Here is a 26,571-nt window from a genome sequence, read left to right as displayed (position 1 = left end):
TGTCAAAGATCATTATCTTATTTCAATATCTCAAAAAGACAAAGCTATAAAATAGAACAACCAAATCAATGTTTCAAAACATTTCTAAATGACTAAATTAAAACAATAGTTTTTTGAATCATAAAAATTAAAAAACAAAGCCAAAATCTAGGAGATAAAAAGTGTCTCACTGATTGGGAAGTGCAATCATACAAACAATAAACTTAAAATCTGCTGAAGTTTTTGAAAAAGGGGGGGAATAAGCAAAAATATCTTTTATCGCTCTGCTTTTGATGTGCATTTTGCGTGATTGAAGTATTATCATTATAATCCAATCAAAAAATCCCAAGGAACATTATGTTGAAACTTTCATACCACTTGTTTATTTTCTGCTTTGCGTTGGTGTTAAGTCTGTTTTATAACACCTACTTCTTTGATATTCTCAAACAAAGCCTCTCATCAGAACAAACGATTCTTGCAAGCTCTCTGCTCACCCTGCTATTGGCAATGGCACTTGAGATTTTAAGCTGTCGTTGGACGATCAAATGGGTCTCCTTGCTCATCTTGCTGATTGCGAGTGCTAGTTCATACATCATCAACACACTGCATATTGGTATCACAACTGATGTGATCCAAAGCCTGATCTATGCAAATCCTAGAGAGTTTCAAGAAAGCTTGACACTGCCTGTGTTTTGGCATTTTTGTCTTTGGTTTGGAATCCCTGCTTTGGTGATTTTGTATCTGCCACTTGCCAAAAGCCCTAGACTGCTTCCTGCATTGATCACAAAATGCGTGATTCTCCTAGGATATGCCGGGGCTGTGCTATTGCTATGGTTTGGATTGGTTGGCACGGATATAACTTTTGCTTTCAAAAAAGACAGACTCCTCTACTACATATCAAACCCCATCTCTCCGATTCGCACAAGCATTCAGTTCATCGATCAACAATACAAATCTCAACTCAAATACGAGCAAATCGCACTTGATGCCGTGCTTCAAAAAAGCCAGAAACCTAAATTCATCGTTTTGATCATTGGCGAGAGTGCTAGAAGTGCAAACTTTGCCATCAATGGCTATAGCAAACCCACCACTCCCCTTTTGTCTCAACAAAACCAAATCATTAGCTTCCGAAACTTTCGATCTTGTGGCGTGATCACGGCGATTTCTGTCCCTTGTATGCTCACAAATTACACACATCAAACATACACCAAGCGTTATTTGTCAGAGTTTCGCGATAATATCTTGGATATTACCCAACGCGTGGGCATTCAGACTTATTATATCGGCAACAATGGTGGAGGGTGCATAGGTCAAGTGTGCATACGGCTACCCAAAAATCACATCAAATTTTATGATAGGGGGGGGCACTAGATGCAATCATGCTCACCGATCTTGCACACATCATTCAAACAGCCAATCACCGATCCACTTTTGTCGTCCTTCATCAGCTCGGTAGTCACGGACAAGCGTATCACAAACGCTATCCAAAAGAGTTTGAGAGATTTGCACCTATATGCCAAACATCAGAAATCCAAACCTGCTCCCAAGAGGCACTCATCAACACTTATGACAATAGTATCGCCTATACAGACTTTTTTGTCAATTCTGCGATCGAGCAACTCAAGGCAATCCAAAAAGACTATGATGTGGCATTGTGGTATGTGAGCGACCACGGGGAAAGTTTGGGCGAAAACAATATGTTTATGCATGGCGGAATGCCTTATTTTATGGCTCCTGATGAACAAACCCTCATCCCCTCGATTCTGTGGCTTGGCAATGGCTTTGACACCCAAAGAGAATCAAGCATCAAGAAAACAAACTCTCCACTCAATCACGACTATGTTTTCCACACTTTGCTTGGGCTGTTTGGTATCAAAACAAGCGTTTATGAATCAAATTTGGACCTCACCGCACGCTAGTGATAAATCTCTGAATACCTTGCCTTGAAGCGTTTGTGGAACCAAAACCAACTTTTGGGATTGGCTTCAACCATCTCTTGCATGATTTGTGCCTGTCGTTGTGTCGCTTCCAAAATATCCTCTTGCACATTTTCACTCACGGGACAATAAAAAGGCTCGAAAAACTTCACTTTGAAACGCGTATAATCCTCGTTGAAATCGATAAATACCGGCACAATAGGGATCTTGAAACGCCTTGATAGCACCGAAGCAACCGGCGTGTGTGTCACTTCTTTGCCAAAAAACTCCACCCACACCCCCTCATTGGGAAAAACATTTTGATCCACAATGATTCCTGCGATTTGTCTAGGTTTGGCGTATAGTTTGAGCAAGTCTTTCAAAGCTCCCTTTTTGTCTATGAGCTTCACCCCATAGGATTGACGGCTTTGGATGATGACTTGATTGACTGCTTCAAACTGCGTCAAACGCCCAAGAGAATACAATTCGTGGTTTGGGGTGAAACGAGGCAACGCACTGCCAATCGCTTCCCAATAGCCAAAGTGCCCTGAAACAATCACGGCACTTTTGCCCTCTCGCTCAATATCCAAATAATAATCAAGGTTTTCAAAATCAAATTTCTGATAATGCTCTTGCTTATCGATATACATTGCGCGCAAACTCTCAAGCAACACAAAAGCAAAATTGCGATAGTTTCTAAGAATAATTTGGTGCTTTTCCTCATCGTTCATTTGATCTGCATATACGAAATTCAAGTTTATCAAGGCGTCTTGATAGCGTCTTTTATCAAACTTGCGAAACACAAACGCCAAGCTATCCACGCAAAACAAAAAGCATCTGTGGGGCATTTTGGCAAACAAATAGCCGCAGCATTTCATCATACAAACAAAACAAAACCCGATGAAATTTTTCATTGCAATATCTTTCTTAGAGATTCTAGCACTTCTTGTGGCTTGATATGGCGAATCGACCAATCATCTTTGGCATAACACGCCTTTGGATTGGCACTCAACGAAATATGATGCCTCCCACCAAGCTCAAATCTTGCAAGGGGTGTGTTGCCATAGAGTGTCACGCTTGGCTTGTGCATAGCCCACGCCAAATGCGTGATCCCTGTATCTCCACCAATGATGGCATCGACACTGGCTACTAGAGCTTTGACCTCATCGAGATTGAGTTTGGGCAATAGGCGTGCTTGTGTCTGATTGCAAAGTGTGTGAGCCAAATCCGAATGCGTATGATGTAGCACCCAAAACTCTACAGAATCACACAAGTTGCACAACTCCACGAAATGCTCGATTGGATACATTTTTTGGGGTTTTGAAGCCTCAATCACAAGCAATACATTGAGTTTGGAGGAAGCAGCAAGGATGTCTTGTGCTCTCATTGATGCCATATCGGTGAAACCAAAGGCTTGATCTCTTGTTTGCATTTGATTTTCACTCAGCCCCAAGACTTTGGCATTACGCTTCAAAATATTTTCCTCATAAGCAATATGCACTTTATCGCGATAAAACACACTTGCCACCCCCTCCTTGATACTCGCAGAATCAAACCCGCGATAGTCTTTGGATGGCAACAACCATCCAAGGATCGCTGATTTACACAAGCCCTGCATATCCACGACCATATCATAATGGGGCATTTGCGTTTGACGATAGGCGATTTGACACAAAAGTGGTAGATTGAAACTGCGACTAGCCCGTTTGAGTGGCAAAGAAATCACGCGATCCACGAGCGGAGATTGGCTCAAGATTTCTGCAAACCTCTCATCCACAAACCAATCAATCTCACAATCTGGATAGGCGTTTCTAAGTTGTGGCAAAAAACTCATCGCCACGACAATGTCCCCCAATGCACTCAAACGAATGATTGCGATCCTCATATCGAAGCTTTGGGGTGGAATGTTTTGGATTTCATAGGGCTTTTGGGTTTATGCTCCCATTGGATAGGAATCATTTTGGTGATTTTGCCCACCAAGTCTTTTTGCAAATAGGACGCACCCCTCACATATAGCACCTCTTTGCTCCATTCATAAGTGATGCGATGCTCAAAGGTGCCAAAAATCTTTGCCAAAGCCAACATAAAACTCAACGCCTGAAGCTCAAAGAGTGTGAGGTGCTTGTGCTTGTTGTCTTTGGGGAGTTTTTTGTTGCCAAACTCAATGAGATTTTTAATCAAAAATCGATCTTGATATGAGAAGCCATACTCCAATCCACAAAAAGCAAGATGTGCACTATGTATCGATTGCGTATGGCAACCAAGCACAGAGCCTATCACGCTAAGTTGCCCTGCACACTCAAGGATGTATCTCAAATCTTGTGAGCATTGATGCCAAGGGAGCAACACATCAAACAAAGCCAGAGCTTCTTTTTTGATTCTTTTGGAGCGTTGATCGCTGAAACGATCCAATAGCGACATCAGCGAGGGGTTGATCGCATTTGGGAAGCGTCCGTGATGATTACGCAACAAATCAGACAAAAACACACCCTCACGCACACCCACACCGCTAGTGACCACACGCTTGATCTGAAAAAACTCCAAAATCGTGGCAAAAATCAACGCCCCCGCACAAATGCTATCAAGCCTCTCTTCATTGAATCCCATCGAACGCAACTCTTCCCCATCGCTTTGCATAATCTGATTGCAAAAATCAATATAACGCTTGCACTCCACTTCAAAGCCGTGCATAATCGGGACTTCACGCTCTTCTTTGAGAATAATTTTGCTCAAAGCACGGATACTCCCCCCGATCCCCAAGACAACATCGCATTTGATACCACTTGCTATGCTTGATAGGCTTTGCACGATAAATTCTTTGGCAGATTCAAAATCCCTTTTGGTATCAAGAAACAATTCTTTGATTCGGATCGCACCGATATTCAAAGAAAAAGTTTGGAGGATTTTGCCATCTTCAATCACGCCAAACTCCGTCGAGCCGCCCCCCACATCAATGCTCAAGCCTGTTTTTTGGTGCAACAAATTCACACAAGCCAAAGAACCATAATAAGCCTCTTTGGCTCCATCAATGATTTTGATCTGTAGCCCACACTCGACTTTGACTCTTTTCAAAAAAGCTGCTGCATTGGGTGCATCTCTCAAGGCACTTGTTGCCACACAAAAAATCTTCCTAGCCCTATACATTTTGGCAATCTGCATAAAGTCTGCAAGTGCATTGATAGTTCTTTGCATTGGGATTTCTTGCAACACCCCTTGATTCTCATAAGAGCCTTCAGAAATACGCACTCGCGATTTTTTCTCATCCAACAAAAAAAATCCAAAACGACTAGTGCGTCTGTATATAGCCATTCTGACGGAATTAGAACCAATATCAATGACAGCTACAATTTTGGACATCTAGTCTCTATTCGCCTTTTTGCAATTGCTCAAATTTAAACTTCAGCTCTTCAATGCTCTCCATATTGTCTGGATCTGCACTGATTGCATCAACCGGACAAACACTGATACAGGTGGGTTCATCATAATATCCGATACATTCTGTGCAACGATCAGGATCGACACTATAAATCGGATCGCCCTCTTCGATCGCCTCATTGGGACATTCTTCTCGACAAGCATCGCACGCGATACATTCATCGCCAATCATTACTGCCATTTTTTCTCCTTTTGATTCAAGATAAATTCAATAATCTAAAATTTTAAGCTTGTGTTTTAGCCAAACTATTCTTAAATTATACTTAATCTTTTTGTTTTACTATATTGCATCGTGAAATTATCTCAAAATGCTCTGCCAATTCTGCGAACTCCTTGATTTTCTCTTGTGGGATCCGTGCAAACACTTCTTGAGCCATTTGGCATTTCCCAAGCTTATAATACCCCCACGCCAAAGAATCAAGAAATTCATAATTTGTTTGATCAAGCTCCAATGCTCTTTTGACATACTCAACCCCCTCTACAAGATTCACATCATAATTAATCAAAAGATACCCCGCAAAATTCCAAAGACTTGCGAGAGAGACTCCCTCTTCGTGGCGTTGCGTTGCTTTGATTTTGGCAATCGCTTCTAATGTGTTTTTGACAATTTCTTTGATTTGCTGATGTGTGATTTTGTCTTTGTATGCCTCAAATGCATAGATCTGTGCAAGTGCAAGGTATTGAGGATTTTTACTCTCTTCATAGATCCCCTGTGCCTCTTTGGAAGCATTGAGATAATCCCCCTTGCCGATATAAAGCTCTAGAAACACTTCGCGTTTGATGGGGTATTTGTGTGCGATTTTCAACGCTTCATCATACTTTTTTTGGTGTGCATAAAGCATAATGAGATTCATTGCATTTTGGGGGCTGGGCATCTTTGCCTCAATATCTTCAAGCAGTTTTTGGGCGTGACCAATCTGTTTGGTTTTGATATAAAACTCTAGACTGCTTTTGCATAGCTCTTGGGAGCAACCATATTCTTTGAGATGTTGATCTAGCATTTCGCTGACTTGTTTGATTTTGTTGCTTTGTAGATAAATCGCCATCATTTTTTCCAAACTACTCTCACTATGCCCGTCAGTATAGGCTCGATTGAGTTCTTTGAGCGCACGATCTAGATGGTTTTGCTGTAGATAGAGTGTCCCAAGTATTTCACGCACAAGAGGGGTATCGTCTTTTAGCTTGATTCTCTCAATGATAGTGATTGCCTTTTGGGTATTGCCTAGCTTCATATAAGAATCAGCAAGGATTTTCTCCACTTCCAAATCATAGGCACTATGTGCTTTTTTGTATAACTCTACGAGATTGATTGTTTGCTGGGGGGCTTTGAGCAGTGATGACACCAAAATACTCTCACGCAAGTATTCGATTTTGTGGCTCTCATCATAAAGGGCAAGATACAAATCTCTGGCTTGAGAGTATTGATTTGCCTCTACCGCATTGAGAGCCTCATTGATCATATCATCCTCGTTGAAAGCACCCAAACAAATGCCGCCTAGCAACAACAAACCAAGCCAAAATTTTTTCATTTTTTCTCTCCTTTAAGCTTCACGCCTATACATTCTTTGCACAAAGTATCAAACATTTCTTTGGGACGATAGACCTCCCAAAATGGGAAGGTGCGACATTGTTTGGGGCGATGTGGATAAATGCTGCATTGTTTGTTTTGTGTATCAAAAAACACGCAGGCATAGCCATCCAAAAACGGCTTCTCAATCAAAGAAAATTTGTAGCCGACCTTTTTGACAAATCGCTGTGTCCATTGTGCAAACTCCATCCCCATACTCTCGGCAATGGCTTCCATTTCAGCTACACTCAAAAAAATATAGCCACTTTCTCCAATGCAACATTTTCCGCCACATTCTGCACACATTTCGGAGTTAAAATCATAACAAAAGTTATTTTTTATCATTGTTTATTTTAAACCTTTTGTTGCAACAATATCAGACCTATCACACAAAGCATTCCCACAAAAATCACTTGACCAAAAGAATACAAAGCCCGCGTATCGCTAAACATAAACACCCCAAACGAACTTAGGGTAGTCAGCACAGAAAACAAAATCGCGTGTCTTGTCTCCAAGCTATCGCCCTCTTGTATATGATACACCCCATAATCCACGCTCACAACGACTAAAATCAGCAGGGCAAAAAGGTGCATAATATTGATCACTCCATTCAAAGAAAGATAAAACATCACACACGCAAAAGGAAAAATCACAAAGCTCAAAGCATCAAAAAAGCGATTTCTTGTAGCGATCAACAAAATCACAAGCATTGCAAGAAAAGCCAAGCCCAAAATACTCACCATTGGTGCATAAATCCCACTTGTAATGCGTGCGATCAAATCTGGCAATTGTGCCACATACACCCCATCGATGTATTCCAACCGCACAAGATTCTCAGACTCCACTTTGCCCTGATAATAGTAGTTTCCATTCTCCTTGATGATATTGAAACCTAGCCCAACTAGCGTTTGCAAATTGGGCTGCTGCATATATGGAGGGATAGAGGCATAGCTATTGGCTAACAACATATACAAATCAGGCATTTGTTTGCGGATCTCATACAATGCTCTTTTGTATTGTTTTTGGAATCTACGATAAGACACAGATTTGAGAAACCTTATCCTCTTTTTGATTTCGCTTTGGGTGGGCATCAGGGCGAGGGGAATGTGAGCATTTGGTATCAAATGCTTGATCTCTCTTGCGCGCGTGATCAGCTCATCGATACTATGAGCAGACACAATAAAATCTTTGTGGTTTGAATCAAAATCCAAAAAATATGCTTTTTGTGCGTTCATTTGGGGGTTTTGGTAGTCTAGTTTGGAGAGATCCATTTCTGTTTGCAAATGAAAGACCCCATATCCTCCCAACAACAAAGCCAAGCCAACAAACACAAAAGTAGGGATTTTGTTGAAACCCATGCGTCGCAAAATACCATAATATTTTGGCTCACCAAACCCGATCCATTGATACAAGAAGCCAAAGCAAAGATAAGCGATTGCGAGATTGACAATCGCATAAAGCGAGAGTTGATTGAGCAGTGGGAATGGCACAAAAAGGCAGACCACAAACCCGCTCATTGTCGTGATAAAACCATAAAAAACAGGGAGGTTGAAACGCACTTTGCCCACACAATAAAACCGCAAAAAATGATGGTGCAAAAGATAATCCACACAAATATTACTAATCCCCATTCCAAAACTCAATGCCATAATGCTCACTTGAGGATACACTAACAGCAACACCCCCATTGCAAAAGCATTGGACACAATCAAAGTGACAATCATATTGAGTGTCAAAAGTGGCATTCTTAGCATCACAAAATACAGCACGACAAAACACAACCCCACAACCCCCATCAACAGATTCACTTCTTTTAGAATCAGCTGGGGATTTTCTGTCTCCATAAACAATGGTGCAAAATAATGCGTGATGTGGTATTCCTCTGCCAAAGGAACAAAAGCATCATAAAGCCTCTTGACTTCTTTGGCATCGCTATCTTGCATCACTACCAAAACAAATGGAACTGCTCCGACTTTCAGTTCTTTTTTGGTATTGTCAATCCGCACAAACCCCAAAGGATCCAAAGGATTGATCTCTAGCCCCAAATCATTTTCAAACTTACGCACCATCTCCTCGCTCTCCATTTGGCGTGGCACAAAATCCCCCATATAAAAATAATGTTGCTTGATATATTCCTCCAAAGCAGGATTGCCCTCTTTGATGATTTTCTCTACATTTGGCAATTTTTGCACTCTAGAGAGAAAGGCATCAAACTCTTCTTGAGCGACATCTTGAGAGACAAAGATGTATTTGGCATCATTAAACTTGCGATACAGATCTACAAGTTTGCGTTCTTGTGTCTTGGGAAACAAATCCAACACTTCAAGGCTGATTTGTTTTGGAGAGATTTTATCCCCCCACAACACCGCAAAACACAAAGCGACACATAGCAATATCAAAAAATTAATTGTTTTTTTCAAGTGGATTCCTTACATTGCACTAAATTTCTCTGATTTCCAAAGAGTGGATTATAATTCAAAAGCAAAAACTTTACCACCACATTTCAAGGAGACTTAATGCCAAACCCACAAAACACAACCAAAGATTTTGAAACACTCATTGAAGAAGCCAAAACCTCCCTTGACAAGCTCAACACACCAGAGCTAAGCCTCAAAGAGAGTCTTGCGATCTATACTCAAGGGATTCAATCTCTAGAAGAAGCTCAAAAACTCCTAGAAGAAGCCAAACTCCAATACACGCAAATCCAAATGGAGAATCAATAAGCTCTAAGCCAAAACCTGCTATAATGCCCCCTTACATTTTTGCAAAAAAAGTGTCAATCATTCTACGCAAATACCCACAAAAGGCTCTTAAACAATGAAAGCAGAAGAAATCCAAGACATCAAAGAAACAAAAGAAAACTCCAAAAAAGATCCGATTACAGAATTAGAATCATTTTTCCAAACTGAAGAGATTCCTTATGTTTCTTATGAAAAAATTGCACAAATCTTAGACAAAACCCCAAGTGCCGCACAAGTCAAAAAGATACAAGCACTCACCAAAAAATACGATAAACAACTGATGAGCTCTTCAGAAGTTGCAAAACGCCTCAATCTCGAAGACAAAACAAAGCTCCAAGAAGAAAAACGCAAAATGCTTGATGGTGAGCTTGAAAATGAGTTTGACTTCCTCAAAGAGAGGGAGCTTCTAGAGTGGAGCCGTAGCGATAGCCCCGTGAGAATGTATCTCAGAGAAATGGGACAAATCCCTTTGCTCACAAAAGAAGAAGAGGTGATTTTAAGCAAACAAATTGAAATAGGCGAAAACACGATTTTGGATGCGATCTGCTCTGTGCCATACCTCATCGATTTTATCCACGATTATCGCGACGCCCTCATCAATCGCGAAAGACGCGTCAAAGAACTATTCAAAAACTTTGATGATGACGAAGAGGGCGAAGAATCTCAAGAAGTAGAGGATAGCGATGATTCTGAAGAGGCAAACAAAAAACCTCTCTCACGCAAAGACCAAAAACGCATTGACAATGTAGTCGAAAGCTTCCAAAAACTTGAGGATGCCAAAAAAGACTGGCTTAAAACTCTTGAGGAGCACACGCAAGAAAGCAATGATTTGCTAGAAATCCTAATCCTTGCACACAAAAAACATTTACTCAAAGAACGCCTCCTAGAGCTTGGACCGACAAGCAAACTCATCAATGAGCTTGTCAAGGCAATGGAAAACACACTCAAAAATGGTGATGGATTTGAAAAAGAGCTCAAAAGACTCGAATACAAACTGCCTTTGTTCAACGATGCCCTAATCGCCAACCACCAAAGCATTTTGCAAAACATCACCCAAATGTCACGCGAAGACATCAGTGCCTCTGTGCCTGAAATCACAATGGTAGCCACCTACCTTGAAATCAAAAAACTCTTCCAAACCAAAGAAGCAAGTGAGGGTGGATTTAACCTTGAGCCTGAAAAACTCAAAGAGATTCTAGAACAAATCAAACGAGGGAAAAACATCTCCGATCAAGCCAAAACCAAAATGGCAAGATCCAACTTGCGTCTTGTCGTCAGTATCGCCAAACGCTACACCAATCGCGGATTGCCATTTTTGGATCTGATCCAAGAGGGCAATATCGGACTGATGAAAGCGGTGGATAAGTTTGAATACAAAAAAGGCTACAAATTCTCCACCTATGCCACTTGGTGGATACGCCAAGCGATCTCGCGTGCTATTGCCGATCAAGCGCGCACGATACGCATTCCTATCCACATGATCGAAACCATCAACAGAATCCACAAGATTATGAGGAAATACATCCAAGAAAACGGCAAAGAGCCTGATGTGGATTTCATCGCCCAAGAAGTGGGGCTTAGCGTAGATAAAGTCAAAAATGTGATCAAAATCACAAAAGAACCTGTGAGTCTTGAAGCCCCTATCGGTAACGATGAAGATGGGAAATTTGGAGATTTTGTAGAGGACAAAAACGCGATCGGACCAATGGATCACATCCTCAAAGAAGACCTAAGAGAGCAAATTGATTTGATTCTAGAACAGCTCAACGATCGCGAAAAAGCCGTTGTGCGTATGAGATTTGGGCTTTTGGATGATGAGAGCGATAGGACACTTGAAGAAATCGGCAAAGAGCTCAATGTCACACGCGAGAGGGTGCGTCAAATCGAATCAAGTGCTATCAAAAAACTCAAACATCCCAAAGTCGGACGCCAACTCAAAAACTACATGGAGGAGTGATCTCCCCCACCCACCCCCTCTAGATTCTCATTAATTATCCAAAACGATAATAAATCTCATTTTTATTGACTTGACTCCCAAAAATCAGTAGAATCCACAAACTACCCCAAAATCCCAAAAAGGACACATAATGAAACAACAAATCATTGTTGCTTTGGCTGGACAGCCCAATGTCGGAAAAAGCTCAATTATCAACAAAATGAGCGGTGCCAACCTAAAAGTCGGCAATTTCACCGGCGTAACTATCGAGAAAGCCGAAGCAACGCTACACTACCAAGGATATGACATCACAATCATTGATTTGCCGGGGACATACTCCCTCAACCAATACTCCGAAGAAGAAAAAATCGCTCAAGACTTTCTCTCCACCCAACATTATGATTTGATTTTGAATGTTGTGGATTCTACAAATCTTGAGAGAAATCTCGCCCTCACCTCGCAACTCTTGGAATTAGAACAAAAACTCCTAATCGCCCTCAATATGAACGATGAGGCACAGCAAGAGGGGATTGAAATCGACGAGAAGCAACTCTCTAGCATTTTGGGAGTCCCCTGCCTCAAGGTCACATCTAAATCTCATCAAGATATGATCGCCCTGCTTGATCTCATCGTCCAAATCCACACTGCACCCCTTACCCCATCCAAACGCACCTATCATCAATCCATAGAAGACGCTATTTTGGAGCTTCATCATTTCCTAACCCTCAAACAATACCCCTGCATCGCCCAAACAATGCAAGAGCACCGCATTGCCTCCCTGCGTCGCTTGATAGTGTTGCTTCTACAGCAAGATGAAACAATGTATGCCACACTCTCTAGCAAACCCTGCTGGGTCGATCTATCCCCACTCCTTGCCAAACGCATCAATCAGATTCGCCAAAGCAATGATGAAGAAAATATGCAAAACATTTTCACTCTTGATCACTATGCCTATGCCAAAGGTGCGTGTCTTGAAGTCCAAAAACAGCGAGTTACCCCCACAGATACGACGCAAAAACTCGATGCCATTCTCATCAACAAATATTTTGGGATTCCTATTTTTCTCGTTTTGATGTGGCTTTTGTTCCAAGCGACTTTTATACTTGGTGCATATCCCAAAGACTTGATTGAGGGTGGATTTGTGTGGCTGGGCGAACTTGCAAGCCAACACATTGGCAATCATTTGATTGCCTCGCTCATCGGCGATGGTGCGATACAAGGCGTGGGAGCGGTTTTGAGCTTTTTGCCTGATATTTTGATTTTGTTTTTGGGAATCACACTGCTTGAAGCCACAGGCTATATGGCAAGGGTGGCATTTCTGCTAGATGGATTGTTCCACAGATTTGGTTTGCACGGCAAAAGCTTCATTCCTCTTGTTACAGGGTTTGGGTGCAGTGTCCCTGCCTTTATGAGCACAAGAATGCTCAAAAACAAAAGCGACAAAATGCTCACTCTTTTTATCATCAATTTTATGAGTTGTAGTGCGCGTCTCCCTGTCTATGTGCTATTTATTGGGACTTTTTTCCCATCAAGTCAATCTGGGAATATGTTGTTTGGCATTTATATTTTTGGCGCTATTGTCGGACTTTGCTTTGCCAAGATTCTCAAACTCACTGCATTTAGAGGGATTGATGAGCCTTTTGTGATGGAAATGCCAAAATATCGCCTACCCTCTTCCAAACTAATCCTCCTAAGCGTATGGAACAAAGCCAAAATGTATCTCAAAAAAGCAGGGACATTTATCCTACTAGCCTCTATCGCTATTTGGTTTGCACAAGAATATCCACACAATGAAGCGATAGAAGAAGAGTTTGATTCAAAAATCGCCACACTTGAGCGAAGCCTCACTCCCGCAAATCAAGAAAGTCTGCAAGAGCAAATCGCCCTCCTCACACACCAAAAAGAATCCACACTAAGCGAACAAAGCTATCTTGGACGATTTGGCAAAATCCTCTCTCCGATTTTTGCACCCTTTGATTTTGACTGGAAGCTCTCTGTAGCCCTTGTTTCAGGGATAGCTGCCAAAGAAGTGATGATCTCTACAATGGGGGTGCTATATTCTGTCGGTGAAGTCGATGATGATATGGAGAGCCAAGAAAGCCAAGAATTGATGAAAACCTTGCGTTCTAGCACCTCAATCCCCACTGCGATTGCTTTTATTATGTTTGTGATGTTTTACAATCCCTGCTTTGCTGCCACAATCGTTTTTGGCAAAGAGGCAGGAGGCAAACGCTATATTGTTTATCTTTTTGCTTTCACCTCAATAGTTGCCTACCTATTCGCATTGCTCGGATATTATGCGACATCTCTAGTTCTTTGAAGCCAACTTGGCTCAAAGGCTTTTGGCTGATTTGCCTTGCAACCCAATTGTGTCCAAGCATTATGAGACAAATCAATTCTAAACTATTTCATTTTTCTTTAAAATGCCTCAAAATTTTTATACAATTCTCCAAATTTAGAGAAATCTAAATTGATAACCAAATCATATAGATAAGGAGCATTTATGAAAAGGATTTTCAAAACTACTAGAAACGCAGTAGGGGGGGGGTATGATGAAATCTTACAGACCTCTCATCGCCACATCGTTGGCATTGGCTCTCAGTGTGAGTGTGGCAAGTGCGACAGATGCAAATTGTCCAAGTGGCAACACAAGTACGATCTGCTATAGCACTAATGGCACAGATTTCAAACAATTCACAGGTTTGACAATCGGAATCAGTGGGGATTTCAACAAAATACAATTTGCTCAATTGCCAAGTGGCACGCCTGAAGTCGGTGACTTCACCCTCAAGTTTAGAAAAGACGGCACAACCGCACCCTCAAGCTCAGAAGCCTCTGTAAGTGGAGCCAATGCACAGCTCAAACTCGTTAGCGAAACCAAAGGACTTCAATTGGGTAGTGCAGGAACTAGCACCCTCACTATTGATTTTGGGAAATATGAAGCCCAAAATTTTGCACGCAAAGCTACACTTACTTTTAATGGCACTACTCCTCCTGCAGCTGCTGGCACACCAAAAACTGCCCTCAAAGGCAATATCAAAATCATAGCTAGTGCCTTTAAAGACGATTTTGTAGAAGCCACTTTCAAAGGCGATATGATAGGCAATATCACTCTCACAAGGTATGAAGGTCTAAATAGTGATCCTAGCGACTACGAATTCATCAAAAGCAGATTTACATTTCAAGATGGAGCAAGTATTACGGGAGATTTGCAAGCTGTCAGTGCGATAGGTGGGCAAGATTTCATTTTTGAAGGAGGAGGGGGAATCAATGGAAATATCGTAGCTAGAGGAGGGTATGTCGATGCAAACAATGTCTTGATAGGAGCTGCAACAAACACTACAGAAGTCAATATCACTTTCAGAAACAAGGAGGGTTCAACCAATATCATCAAAAAAGGCGGAAGCAAAGGGGAAATCCTAGCCGCAGGTGCTGGCAATGCCAACAATTTGAAACACCACGCCCACAACAGAATCTTATTTGAAGGCAAAGGACAAATCGGAGGGAGCGATAACGATCGTATGGATATTCTCGCAGCACCAAGAAAAAATTCAGTTGGCGGTCCTTTTGTAGGTGCTCAATCCTACAACCTTATCAAGTTCAACAAGCAAGCTACTTTGTTTTTGAAAGATTTAAAAGCATTTAATAATGTCGATACCGATCGTCGCAACATCATCAGCCTTGATCTTGCAAATACAAATAGAGCAGGTAGTGACACAAACTCTCTCAACATCAAAACAATCAATGCCGATGGCGGTCAAGGACGCAACTACATCGGTAAAGGATTCTTGACGCTTAGCGGTGGTGGCACTGCCAAAGACTTGATCATCAACACAGAATCCACAGAGAACCCCACTGCAGCCAATATCGCACAAGGCACGCTCACAGCTGATAAAATCGTAAGCTGGAATGGTGCGAAAAATACAATTTTGATTGAAAACATTGTAGTGAATGGCGGGATTTTTGCAAGCAAACGCGGGAGCAATCTGATTTTTATCACCAAAGATAGCGATGTTGGACAAAATGGAATCAAGAATGATGGCAATACAAATAAACGCGGCACTGATTATTCCCTCTACGCTAGAGAAGGTGGTAGCAATATCCTCAATCTAAATATCGCAGCAGACACCAAAACCCTCTCGCTCAAAAAGAGGGTGACACACGATTGGGCTGCTTGGCAAACAACATTTAACCTCAATGGAAACGACAACAAGATCGAGATCAAAGGCAATGGTACCAATGGATCAATTAACAATATCGGATTAGAGGTTTCTGGAGCCGAAGGAACCGAGAATCCCGGAATGACTTTCAACTTCAATGGCAATAATGGAGTGCTTGATGTCACAAATGGTGCCGCTAGTGGCGGTGGAAATATTATTGTGGGGGTTAATAAGGGAGACAAAAACGCCAAGCTGACTTTCAATGTCAATGGTGGCAATGCTACTATCAAGGGAGGGATCACCACTCAAGGTGGGAAAAGCACCACACAGCAAAACACCACCACCTTCAATATCGCCAATGGCAAAACCTTGACAATCGAAGGTGAAATCAAACAGCAACAAGCAACAACAAAAGGTGGCGATGGCACCGAAAATGCCACCGATTCTGCTCAAACCATTTTCAACTTCAATCCTTTGGTAGAGGATTCTCTAGGCTCTCGCATAGGAGAAACCACCCTCAAGCTCAAAAATAATATCACAAACACTTCAGGGAATGTAGTTTTCAATTTCAATGCGGATAATGCACAAGTTACCAAAGTAGTTAGTGCTAGTCCTGATCCCAAAATCACCACCACAGCCACAGGCAAAACCATTTTCAATCTCAATCTTGGAAATGCAAGTGCCACAGTAACCCAAGCGATTGAAAGCACAGATCAAGGGCAAACATTTATCAATTTCAACCAAAATAACTCCACTCTGATTCTCACTGATACCAATGGAATCAAAGCTGGCAATAATGGCACAACCTCTATCATTGTAGGAAATGCAGAATCTCCAGAGCAATCTGTTAATGCAATCATCAAAGGAAATGTTATAACGCAAGGGCACGGAAGCACAACCATTAGCTTCAATAGCAAAGATTCAAGCCTAACTATCAAAGATAGCAGTAGCGAAGATCTCAAAGATATTGCTCACACTGCAGGCACACTTGAAATCGACTTCCATAGCCAAAATGGAACTTTCAAAAACAAAGTTACAACAAATACTGCAGGAGCCACAACAAACATTCAAGTCACTGCAGGGCAAGGAGAAAAAGGCAATAGTGGAATCTTTGAAAAAGAGATTCAAACAAATAGTGGTGGAAGCACTAATATCACATTAGGAGCATTGCCACAAGAGCAAGGACAAACAGATGGCAAAGCCACCCTCACATTGCAAGGTGCGACCAACACTATCACTAAGCTTACTGCCAACGCCACAGAATCCACTCTCAATCTTACAAATGGGACTGCTACTATCACAACCACAGAGATTGGAAATGGAAGCACTCTCAATCTCCAAGCCTCAAATGGCAAAATCAAAACAGACACCCTCAAGCTTAGTGCCAATGCCACATCTGCCACCCTCAATCTCTCAAGTGATGCACAAACCAAACTAGGAACACCCCACCACTTCAACCTCCTAGAGATTGGAAAAGCAACATCTCCTACTGCTGACACAGGACTCACTGCTGATAACCTCACCTTTGTTGTCTCTGTGGATACTGCAACGACACAAACAGGTAGCAAAATCGGAGGAGAGGCTACAAAATCAGGTGGCACCTACGGACACGCCTACTCTGATAGAATCATCGTGCATAATGTAGGAGACAATTCTCAAGCCAAATCAGCTGATCTTGTTGTTATCATTGACCCAGATCAAATCAAAGGAGTGCATTACACACCAACAAAAGGCACAGAGACAGAACACAACATCGCCGTCGCTACAATCAAAAACACTAGTGATAATAAAGCTCTAGTTGCTTTTGACACCAACACCAAAATCATTGAAAATGGTGGAGAGTTGCTTGAAGTCGGATTGGTTACAACAACTACGGATGAAAATGGTAAAGCTACAGGCACATCCAAAGACTACACCACCTACTTCCTAGGCAAAGCAATCAGTCTAGGAGTGGATAATACCACCCAACAAGCTCTCACTTCTGCTCTCTCTATCAATTATGATTTATACATTGCAAACCTCAATTCTCTTAACAAACGAATGGGAGAACTTAGAGACAATCCTTACACTCAAGGAGTATGGGCTAGAGTGTTTGGAGGACTCCAAGAATCTAACTTTGGATTGGGAGCACGCACAAGCTATGTGACTGCTCAAGGAGGATATGATTATGCACTAGAAACAGAGGGTGCCAAAAACTACATAGGACTTGCATTCTCTTATATGCACTCTAAGGGTGAGAGCAACAAAGCCACTCAAGCTAGCAATGCAATCAATGTGAGTGGTATCAATACTATCTATCTCTCCAATATCCAATCAAGTGGATATGAAATTGCTCTTTACAATTCTTATGTGAGCAATGTAGGTCTTTATAATGACACAATTGCCAAACTCAGCTATATCACTTCTGATTTTTCTTTGAGCAATAGTAGTGATCACAACAACACTGCAAACAATCTAGGATTCACTCTCTCCAATGAAGTGGGTTATCGTTTCATTCTAGGAGAACAACAAGATTATTTCATTGATCCACAATTAGAGTTAAGCTTAGGTTATCTCAATCAATCTGACTTCACCACCAAGATGAAAACTAGAAGTGGTAAAGGCAATCAACTCAAAGCACTCCAAGAGAGTGTGTTTTTGACTAGAACTAGACTAGGAGCTAGTTTTGGTAAAAAGATTGTAGAACAAGACAAAAACATCTCTCTTTATGTTGGAACATTCTATGAATATGATCTTGTCACAGGAGGATCTAACAAACTCACTACAAGCACAACAAAAGCTTACAATCCTGAGTTTGCTTCCAATGGTAGAGTGGTTTTAAATGTAGGAAGCAATCTAGAGCTTAATCAATCCACTAGAGTCTATGTGGATGTAGAGAAAAGCTTTGGAGACAAACTAAGGACACAACTCCAATTCAATCTAGGAGCTAGATATAGCTTTGGAGAGAAAACAAGCATTGAGAATGCAAAAGCACAAACCACTGCTCCTTTGAGAGTAGGAAATACTCCTACAGAGGAAACAGAAAAAGCTTCAATAGTTCCTTCAGGCTCTCAAAAAGTCAAAGACACAGGGACAAAAGCTGCTAATCAGTAGTGGGATACTAAAAGGGGGAGGGGGTGATTCAGAAGCAAAGGGGAGATGGGGTGAATAAAAGCAAAGCAAACGCCGATCAAACCAAGCTTGTAGAACCCAAAAAGATTCCAAAATTGCCAAAAGTATGGTTTTGCAGAACGCTGTTCGCTACTTCTCTTTTTTGAGATTGTTTTGCACAAGCACACTTCTTAGTCATTGAAACTTGCTTTGCTTTTTCTATAAGGGGGACAAGGGGGTTTATTGCGAGGCACCCCCCTTATCCCCCTTAAAATCCCCCAAACCCCTGCCCGCTTTTTGTGTGTTACCCACATTAGTTTGACTTTGTTTTGATTCTTTGAGTTTTAAAGTTTGATTCTAGATTTATTGATTTGAATCTAGCTTGTGTTTTTGATTTGAATTTAAAAACCATAAAAACACAAAAATCCTCACTATTTCACACAATCACGGCAAACCGCTGACCAAACTAACCTTGTAGAACCAAAAAGGATTCCAAGTCAATGTAATCTTGAACGAGCCTTGCTAATGCAATGCTGGGGTTATGGGGGTTGTTAAGGGGGATAAGGGGAACGCTTGCTATAAGTTCCCCTTGATCCCCTTAAGAGAGATGCTAGGGGATTCTAGAATTGTATAAAGGGTGGTTTGCTCAAGCCAAGATTCAAAAAGAAAGCTCTAAGAGATTCTGGAATCACCAAAGAACATAGCCCCCAAGCCAAACCCAAAAACAAGAATCAAAGATTCAAGACTTGCATCGAGTATGCTTTACTCAATCCTAGCACCCAAACTCTTTTAAGGTATAATATATTTTTATTTCACATTTAGGATTTGATTATGGATTTCAAACTTGCCAAAAGCACATCGCAATCTGCAGAAACAACAATCACTCTCAAAGAGATTCAAGAAAGCGTCAAAGATCAAGAAAAGTTTTTTTATTTTTCAAATGAAAACAACCACAAAGATCTTTTGAAAATCGTCGAGCAATTCAACAAATCTGGGAGAAGTGCCTATCTCAGAGAGGCAAAATTCGGACTGGATGAAAAAGAATACATCTACGAGCTTCACATCATCTAAGCCATCTAAGCCATTGCAATGAATCAAAAAAAACTTTATATCGAAACAATGGGCTGTGCGATGAACAATCGCGATAGCGACCACCTCATCGCAGAGTTGCGAGAAAAAGAGAGCTACACCCTCACAGACGACCCCAAAGAAGCCGATCTGATTTTGCTCAACACTTGCTCCGTGCGTGAAAAGCCCGAGCGTAAATTGTTTTCAGAGATTGGGCAGTTCGCACAGATGAAAAAACCCGGTGCCAAAATCGGAGTTTGCGGTTGCACTGCGAGTCATTTGGGGGAGCAAATCATCCAAAAAGCTCCTAGCGTGGATTTTGTGTTGGGTGCTAGAAACATCAGCAAAATCACTCAAGTGATTCATCAGCCAAAAGCTGTCGAGGTGGATCTTGATTATGATGATAGTGCCTATGTGTTTTCCAAAGTGCAAAACACAGATGTCAAAGCCCTGCTCAATATTTCTATCGGTTGTGACAAACAATGCACCTATTGCATCGTCCCACACACTAGGGGCAAAGAGATTTCCATCCCCACCCCTATGCTCTTGCAAGAAGCAACCAAAATGGCTCAAAACGGGATCAAAGAGCTGCTACTGCTAGGGCAAAATGTCAATCACTACGGCACGCGATTTTCTATCCCCCACAAGCCCACAAACTTCACCCAGCTCCTGCGAGAATTGAGTGCGATTGAGGGGATTGAGAGGATTAGATTCACCTCCCCCCACCCCTTGCATATGGATGATGAGTTTTTGGAGGAGTTTGCCCAAAACCCCAAAGTCTGCAAAAGCATCCATATCCCTTTGCAAAGTGGCTCCACAAAGGTTTTGAGAGATATGAAAAGAGGCTACACACAAGAATGGTATCTTGATAGGATTCACAAGCTCAGAGCACTTGTCCCAAATGTCGGGATCAGCACAGACATCATCGTAGCTTTCCCCACAGAGAGCGATTCTGATTTTTTGGAAACGATGAAAGTGCTAGAGGAAGTGCGGTTTGACACGCTTTATAGCTTCATCTATTCTCCACGCCCCCACACCCAAGCCCAACATCTCCCCAACACGATTTCTAGAGAGGAAGCATCTGCGAGATTAAGTGCTTTGCAATCAAGACATCGCGAGATTTTGGCAGAAAAAGCCCAAAAAGAGATTGGCAAAACACATCGCGTTTTGATAGAAAACTATCAGGACCGAGCCCCTGAGATCTGGAGTGAAGGGCGTAGCGACACCAACCGCCTCATCAAGATCCCCAACCAAATCTTGCCGATGGGTGCACTTGTCGATGTCCAGATCACTCACAATGACGGGGGAAGTCTATCAGGCAAACTGCTCAATGCTTAAGCGACTAAAAAGCCTTGTTTTGCTCCACATTGCCCCAAGAGTGCTGTATTGCTATCTGTTTTTGGTGCACAAAACCTCCAAAAATCGCTTCTTGATCGCCCCCCAAAGCTGTGAGGGCAATGCGATCGCTCTGTTTTGGCACGGCGAGATCCCAATGCAGGGGCATTTGTATCATCATTTTTACAAGATTCGCCACCCAAACACCAAGCTAGATTTGGACAAATTGCCTTATGGGACACTCATCAGTGAGCATTCCGACGGAGAGATCGCCACACGCCTTTATGCCCTGTATGGATTCAAAGGCATACGAGGCTCCAGCTCCAAAGGCGGGAGGAGGGCATTGATCGAGGCACTCAATAAGCTCAAAAACCAATGGGATGTGGGGCTAACCCCTGATGGACCAAGAGGACCTTATCACAGCGTAGCAAAGGGGGCAGTCGCGATGGCACTCAAAAGCCAAACCAAAATCGTGGGCTTGAGAGTGCAGCCGACCAAATATTGGCAACTCAAAAGTTGGGACCAGATGAAGCTCCCCAAGCTATTTGGCGAGATTGATTATTATGTGTTGCCACCTCTTGAGTTGGATGCGACTTGTAGTGTGGAGGAAAATCAAGAAAAAATCAAAATTTACCTTGAGCGAGATCCAAAAGAGTATTTTTGGAATAAAACTTGCTAAAGTATCTAGAAGTATTGTTATAAGGGCTAAAAGTGTTATCTCAAATATTGCAATTTTTCTATTCTAGAGTGCTGATTGGCATTGACCTAGATTATGATTCCTGCCGTCTCAACATCTTGCGTTTGCACGGAGGGAGGGTCAAGCAAAACATTTCAAGAGAAATCAAAATGATTGATGGCTTGATACCTATGGAAGTGGTGAAGCTACTCTATTTTTACAAGAAAAAATTCCCATTCACTTATATTTCTGCGATGTCCAAAGACACGACACAAGGGGCATTGCCCACGATCAACCCCAAAGACTTCCTTGATTTTGGCGTGTCCTCTCAAGGAGTCAAAGCCCTCTCTATCAATCAACATTGCTCATGCTACATCCAACAAGACAAAATATTCAACGAAATACGCAGATTTGAGGAAATCGGGTATCTTGATTTTTTGTTTTCACCCTTTACATTGTTGTTTGAAGAATCCAAAAAAATCAAAGAACACGCCCTATATCTTTTGCAACAAAAAGAAAACATCGCAATAATGATCGCCAATCATCAGCAAGTCATCAGTGGCAGAGTCGTGTCTCTCGACCTTGACGCACAGCAAACTCCGCAGAATTTCTACACTTCAGACATATCCTCCAATACCGACAGCATTGAAAATATTTTGGATTTTTTGGATCAAGGATTTGAGGATCCGCTAGATGAGTTGTTTGATGAGGCATTTGCATCAGATGAGGATTTGCAAGAGTTCGCCCAAGAGCAAGAACAGCAAGAAAAAGACAAAATCGAAGCCCTAAGGGACTTTATGCGTGCGACCAAAGTCGTGGAGGCAGTAGAAAATATCATCAAAGAATACTATGCTAGCAATCAAAGCCAATTCCTCCAAAAAGTCATTTTGTTTGACACTTATGGTATGGCTCCAGATGCACTCAAACATTTGCAAGATGTTTTGATGCTTGACATTGATGTGCGTGAGTATAATGTCGCTCAAGCTCTTTTAACATTGGCACAAAAGGAATTTGATCAACAATGAAAAATCATTATAGTTTTATTGCCCCACAGAAAAAAGCCATTTTTTCTCCATTGTCCAAAACTTGGTTTTTGTATATCTTTTTGATGTTGCTTGTGATTGCCTGTATTTGGTTGATACTCAATATCCAAACAATGCGTATCGGCTCACAAACTGAAATGATTGAAGCCAAGATTGTCAAACAAAGAGAGAGGAACCAAACCCTTGTAAGCTACGATCAAATCCTCCGCACAAGGATCCAAGAGCTCAAAACACTGCAATCCAACAATGCCAAGCTTGTGACAGCCATACACAATATTTTTGGTTTGATTCCAGAACAAATCACGATCAATTCTATCAGCCTAACTTCAAAAAACCTCGTCATCAAAGGCATCACGCCTTCCAAAGAACTCTATTTGTTTTTGCTAGAAACCCCTTTGAGTGCGATTTTTTCAGAAAGCCGTGTGGATTTTTATGTGTTGCCAAGCGGGTGGTATAACTTTGTTTCTGTGAGCAAGGTAGTGACAGGCAACAACTAAAATGGAGAATTAAATGAACAAACGAGACGAAACAGCGGACTTCATCATCAAAAACCTTGCATTTGTTGTGATTTTTTTTGCACTTGCATTTTATGCGTTTTTGTATATTGTATTGCCCCAGATTCAAAATTTCAAAAACTCTCAAGCCAATCTACACAGCACTCAAACCCTCTACAATCGGATATTGAGTGAAAATCAAGAAGTCAGCACAAGCGTCCAAGAGCAACGCAAAGAGACAGCACTCCATTCACTAGAAAAAGCCGTGAATGAGGGCGTTGTTTTGGCTTTGACACAAGGATTTTTGGAAAATGTCTCTTTGAAAGAAATCCAAACCAAAACCCCACCTCAAGAGGGATTCAAAACAATCACCTACCAAATCCAAGCAATCGTGCAAAACCCTCAACAGATTTTTGATTTTGTCAAAATCTTGAGAGAGAGCTTCCCCAACAGCACCCTCATCCCGCCATTCACAATCCAGAAACAAAACCTCTTGCAAAATGTGCTGAAGGCAGAAATTTATGTTCGATTCACGCAAAATGTCGCAAAAGAGCAAAAAATCCCATAATTTTTGGCTATCATTGATAGGTGGTTAATTTTATTAATAAACAAGGAGAAACGATGAAAACTACGAAACTTTCACTTATTGCCTTAATGGCTCTTGGGACACTCTCATCAGTATATGCAGAAGAAGTTGCCAAACCTGCTCAAGAAGGAGAGGCTCAAGTAGAACAAACTCAAACTTCTGTGCAAGCCAAAAAAAGCACAACGCTAGGAGATATTTTTGCCGGAACGACAATCAAAGGTTATGCTTATGAGCGTTTGACTTCGATGTTTGGCGATGATGCAAGCGGAACAGCACTCAGGACAAGGATTTTTGCCAATATCGAAACAGGTGCATACCAAGGCTTCAGCGTCGGGACAACACTATGGGCAAGCATTGGTGGAAGTGCCCCAAATGGTGGGACATTCTTGGAGAATTCTACCAAAGGAAAAGATGTCAATAACTCTGTGCCTTTGTCTATCTATGGAATCTATGCGAAGCAAACTTTCCAAAGCACCAAAACAACGATTACTGGAGGACAAGTGACGATTGACACTCCTTTCAACGATAGTGCTTGGGATTATGGTTTGGGTGTAGCTGTGAATAATACAGACATCAATGGCATTCGCTTCAGTGCACAGGCTTATGGTGCTTGGGGATTAGATGTGAGCAATGAACTTTCTAAGTCAGCAGCAGGGCATTATTCTTTTGATTCTGATCGCCCATTGATGATTGCAGGGGTGAGCGGAGATGCTGCAGCATTGAGCGGTGTTGGATTCAAACTTTGGGCTGCCAACTCTATCAAAACAGTGGATTATCTAGTATTTGGAGAGCTAGGATACACAACATCAGGTGTAACGATACAAGGACAAGTGGCAGCCACTCAAGTCAATACACAAAGCACATTCTTCAACAACGATATTTTGTTGAAGAATAAAACCAATATTGCCAAAACAAGAGGTCTGTATAATGTCCAAGTGGCTTATTCTGGAAGCGGATTGGGTGCATCAGTGGGCTACACAGGAAGCTTCGGAGAAGGATATGGAGCATTGCTCAACAATGGCAGCTTCAACATGGGTGGTAAATTCTGGTATGACACCGTTGGTGACAAGAATGGCTACACACTTGGAGGCAATGGTGGTGTCAAAAACACAAGCATCCAAGTCGTCTATGCACAGCTCACATACAAACTAGGCGGTGTGGGACTTGGTTTGGACTATGCTTATGTCAGTGGCAACAATCATTATTCTTTGATGAAAAAGGGTATTGCAAATCATAAGAATGCAAATGGTCAAAGCATAACAAATATGAATGCGACATTGCACGAATTGACTGCAAGTGCTTCTTATGCATTCTCTGACAAACTCAAGCTCACTGCCCTAGTTGGTTCTACATTTGGCGACTTGACTCAAGGACGCGCAAGAGCAGAACTCAAATACACATTCTAAATCTTTGGGGTCCCCCCCAAGAGCTCAACCCCTTTTCAAAACACAAACCCCCAAACCAAGTGATCCCTAGAATCTCCAAAAACCCCACTATTTCATACAATCACAGCAAATTGCTTCCCAAAATAGCCTTGTGGAGCCCAAAGGATTCTAGAATTGGCAAAAGTGCGGTTTTTGCAAAACGCTGTTTGCTGTCTCTCTTTTTTGGGATTGGTTTGGGCAAAGCACACTTTTGGGGATTCTAGAATCTCTAGGGTTTCCTTTTGGAGTTGGCTTGAGAGGCTATACTCTTTGGTGATTCTTTGGTTGTTGAATCTTTGTTTGAATGAAGCACACTCTTGGGGATTCCAGAATCTCTCAGATTCTCTTTTTTGGCTTGACAAAGCACACTCTTTGGAGGATTCTTAATTTGTTTGCTAGTTTTTGAGATTGGTTTCGCAGAAGCACACTTTTGAGTGATTCTGGAATCTCTTAGATTCTCTTTTTGGGGTTGCTTTTGCCAAAGCACACTTTCTAGTCACCAATTCCCACTTTGCTTTTTTCTATAAGGGGGACAAGGGGGTTTATTGCGAGGCACCCCCCTTATCCCCCTTAAAATCCCCCAAACCCCTGCCCGCTTTTTGTGTGTTACCCACATTACTTTGACTTTGTTTTGATTCTTTGGTGTTTTAGATTTGTTTTTTTGGTTTGAATTGAATCTAGATTCTTGGAATCTTTAGAATCTTTGTGAAAGCATTCTTGATTCTTTGGTTTCTTGGATTCTTAGAATCTTTTTGAAAAGTTTTAGTTTTGATTTTTAAGAATCTCTTTGCAACTTTTTAAAAAATCACAAAAATATATAAACCCTCACTATTTCAATATAAGCATAAACAACTGCTTCCCAAACCAACCTTGTAGAACCCAAAAGGATTCCAAGTCAATGTAATCTTGAACGAGCCTTGCTAATGCAATGCTGGGGTTATGGGGGTTGTTAAGGGGGATAAGGGGAACGCTGCTTTAAGTTCCCCTTGTTCCCCTTAAGAAAAACTCCAAGCCAAGCTTGAGAAACCAAAAGCCGTGCTTTTGCCAAAGTAACTTAAAAAGAGAATCTAAGAGATTCTAGAATTGTATAAAGGGTGCTTTGCTCAAGCCAACTTGAAAAA

At 41.7% G+C, this 26,571-nt stretch carries 21 protein-coding genes; 13 read left to right on the top strand and 8 right to left on the bottom strand.

Annotated features, from left to right (window positions below):
* Positions 1–336: 336 nt before the first annotated feature.
* Both BBW65_RS08110 and BBW65_RS08105 read left to right on the top strand, forming a co-directional pair.
* Complete coding sequence (locus BBW65_RS08110) at positions 337–1,350, top strand: phosphoethanolamine transferase domain-containing protein (protein ID WP_066340688.1); 1,014 nt, start codon at positions 337–339, stop codon at positions 1,348–1,350.
* Between the two features lie 8 nt (positions 1,351–1,358).
* A complete protein-coding gene (locus tag BBW65_RS08105; protein ID WP_066340686.1) occupies positions 1,359–1,898 on the top strand; it encodes a phosphoethanolamine transferase in 540 nt (179 codons plus the stop codon).
* Here the strand turns inward: BBW65_RS08105 and BBW65_RS05200 are convergent.
* The 7 genes from BBW65_RS05200 to BBW65_RS05170 form a co-directional block, all read right to left on the bottom strand.
* A complete protein-coding gene (locus BBW65_RS05200) occupies positions 1,895–2,809 on the bottom strand; it encodes a lipid A biosynthesis lauroyl acyltransferase (protein WP_199919389.1) in 915 nt (304 codons plus the stop codon). The genes BBW65_RS08105 and BBW65_RS05200 overlap by 4 nt on opposite strands.
* Positions 2,806–3,780 (bottom strand): lipopolysaccharide heptosyltransferase I, encoded by a 975-nt coding sequence (waaC, locus tag BBW65_RS05195; protein WP_066340683.1) that lies wholly within the window; start codon positions 3,778–3,780, stop codon positions 2,806–2,808. The genes BBW65_RS05200 and waaC overlap by 4 nt, the downstream gene beginning before the upstream one ends.
* A complete protein-coding gene (locus BBW65_RS05190; RefSeq protein WP_066340680.1) occupies positions 3,777–5,252 on the bottom strand; it encodes a Ppx/GppA phosphatase family protein in 1,476 nt (491 codons plus the stop codon). Before BBW65_RS05190 ends, waaC begins: the two co-directional genes overlap by 4 nt.
* Before the next feature lie 7 nt (positions 5,253–5,259).
* Positions 5,260–5,511 carry a YfhL family 4Fe-4S dicluster ferredoxin gene (locus BBW65_RS05185; protein WP_066340664.1) on the bottom strand — a complete coding sequence of 84 codons (252 nt, stop codon included), beginning with the start codon at positions 5,509–5,511 and terminating at the stop codon, positions 5,260–5,262.
* A gap of 82 nt (positions 5,512–5,593) precedes the next feature.
* Positions 5,594–6,859, bottom strand: coding sequence for a tetratricopeptide repeat protein (locus BBW65_RS05180; RefSeq protein ID WP_066340661.1), 1,266 nt, complete (start codon positions 6,857–6,859; stop codon positions 5,594–5,596).
* The gene (locus BBW65_RS05175) at positions 6,856–7,242 is read right to left on the bottom strand and encodes a YkgJ family cysteine cluster protein (protein WP_066340659.1); all 387 of its coding nucleotides are present in this window, start codon (positions 7,240–7,242) and stop codon (positions 6,856–6,858) included. The genes BBW65_RS05180 and BBW65_RS05175 overlap by 4 nt, the downstream gene beginning before the upstream one ends.
* Before the next feature lie 8 nt (positions 7,243–7,250).
* Positions 7,251–9,317: an MMPL family transporter gene (locus BBW65_RS05170; RefSeq protein ID WP_066340648.1), complete on the bottom strand. Its 2,067-nt coding sequence runs from the start codon at positions 9,315–9,317 to the stop codon at positions 7,251–7,253.
* A 96-nt stretch (positions 9,318–9,413) separates the two neighbouring features.
* On the opposite strand from BBW65_RS05170, the gene xseB reads away from it, so the two are divergent.
* The 11 genes from xseB (at position 9,414) to BBW65_RS05110 (ending at position 25,432) form a co-directional block, all read left to right on the top strand.
* Positions 9,414–9,620, top strand: coding sequence for an exodeoxyribonuclease VII small subunit (gene xseB / locus BBW65_RS05165; RefSeq protein ID WP_066340644.1), 207 nt, complete (start codon positions 9,414–9,416; stop codon positions 9,618–9,620).
* A 94-nt stretch (positions 9,621–9,714) separates the two neighbouring features.
* A complete protein-coding gene (gene rpoD, locus BBW65_RS05160) occupies positions 9,715–11,595 on the top strand; it encodes an RNA polymerase sigma factor RpoD (RefSeq protein ID WP_066340641.1) in 1,881 nt (626 codons plus the stop codon).
* Between the two features lie 130 nt (positions 11,596–11,725).
* Positions 11,726–13,894: a ferrous iron transport protein B gene (feoB, locus tag BBW65_RS05155; RefSeq protein WP_066340640.1), complete on the top strand. Its 2,169-nt coding sequence runs from the start codon at positions 11,726–11,728 to the stop codon at positions 13,892–13,894.
* Positions 13,895–14,123: 229 nt separating this feature from the next.
* The gene (locus tag BBW65_RS05150; protein ID WP_066340638.1) at positions 14,124–18,827 is read left to right on the top strand and encodes an autotransporter outer membrane beta-barrel domain-containing protein; all 4,704 of its coding nucleotides are present in this window, start codon (positions 14,124–14,126) and stop codon (positions 18,825–18,827) included.
* Positions 18,828–19,655: 828 nt separating this feature from the next.
* A complete protein-coding gene (locus BBW65_RS05140) occupies positions 19,656–19,895 on the top strand; it encodes an HP0268 family nuclease (RefSeq protein ID WP_066340634.1) in 240 nt (79 codons plus the stop codon).
* A gap of 18 nt (positions 19,896–19,913) precedes the next feature.
* A complete protein-coding gene (miaB, locus tag BBW65_RS05135) occupies positions 19,914–21,230 on the top strand; it encodes a tRNA (N6-isopentenyl adenosine(37)-C2)-methylthiotransferase MiaB (RefSeq protein WP_083986084.1) in 1,317 nt (438 codons plus the stop codon).
* The gene (locus BBW65_RS05130; RefSeq protein WP_066340632.1) at positions 21,223–21,906 is read left to right on the top strand and encodes a lysophospholipid acyltransferase family protein; all 684 of its coding nucleotides are present in this window, start codon (positions 21,223–21,225) and stop codon (positions 21,904–21,906) included. The genes miaB and BBW65_RS05130 overlap by 8 nt, the downstream gene beginning before the upstream one ends.
* 32 nt (positions 21,907–21,938) lie before the next feature.
* A complete protein-coding gene (locus BBW65_RS05125) occupies positions 21,939–22,928 on the top strand; it encodes a hypothetical protein (protein ID WP_066340630.1) in 990 nt (329 codons plus the stop codon).
* Positions 22,925–23,443, top strand: a complete 519-nt coding sequence (locus tag BBW65_RS05120) for a hypothetical protein (protein ID WP_066340629.1) — start codon at positions 22,925–22,927, stop codon at positions 23,441–23,443. The genes BBW65_RS05125 and BBW65_RS05120 overlap by 4 nt, the downstream gene beginning before the upstream one ends.
* A gap of 13 nt (positions 23,444–23,456) precedes the next feature.
* Entirely contained in the window at positions 23,457–24,008 is a 552-nt protein-coding gene (locus BBW65_RS05115; RefSeq protein ID WP_066340627.1) for a hypothetical protein, read from the top strand.
* A 53-nt stretch (positions 24,009–24,061) separates the two neighbouring features.
* The gene (locus BBW65_RS05110; RefSeq protein WP_066340624.1) at positions 24,062–25,432 is read left to right on the top strand and encodes a major outer membrane protein; all 1,371 of its coding nucleotides are present in this window, start codon (positions 24,062–24,064) and stop codon (positions 25,430–25,432) included.
* Between the two features lie 92 nt (positions 25,433–25,524).
* Here the strand turns inward: BBW65_RS05110 and BBW65_RS05105 are convergent, their stop codons facing one another.
* Positions 25,525–25,812: a hypothetical protein gene (locus BBW65_RS05105; protein ID WP_066340621.1), complete on the bottom strand. Its 288-nt coding sequence runs from the start codon at positions 25,810–25,812 to the stop codon at positions 25,525–25,527.
* Positions 25,813–26,571: the final 759 nt, after the last annotated feature.

Source organism: Helicobacter enhydrae, assembly GCF_001693335.1.
Classification (GTDB): domain Bacteria; phylum Campylobacterota; class Campylobacteria; order Campylobacterales; family Helicobacteraceae; genus Helicobacter_G; species Helicobacter_G enhydrae.
This window is presented reverse-complemented; position numbering and strand designations above follow the sequence as displayed.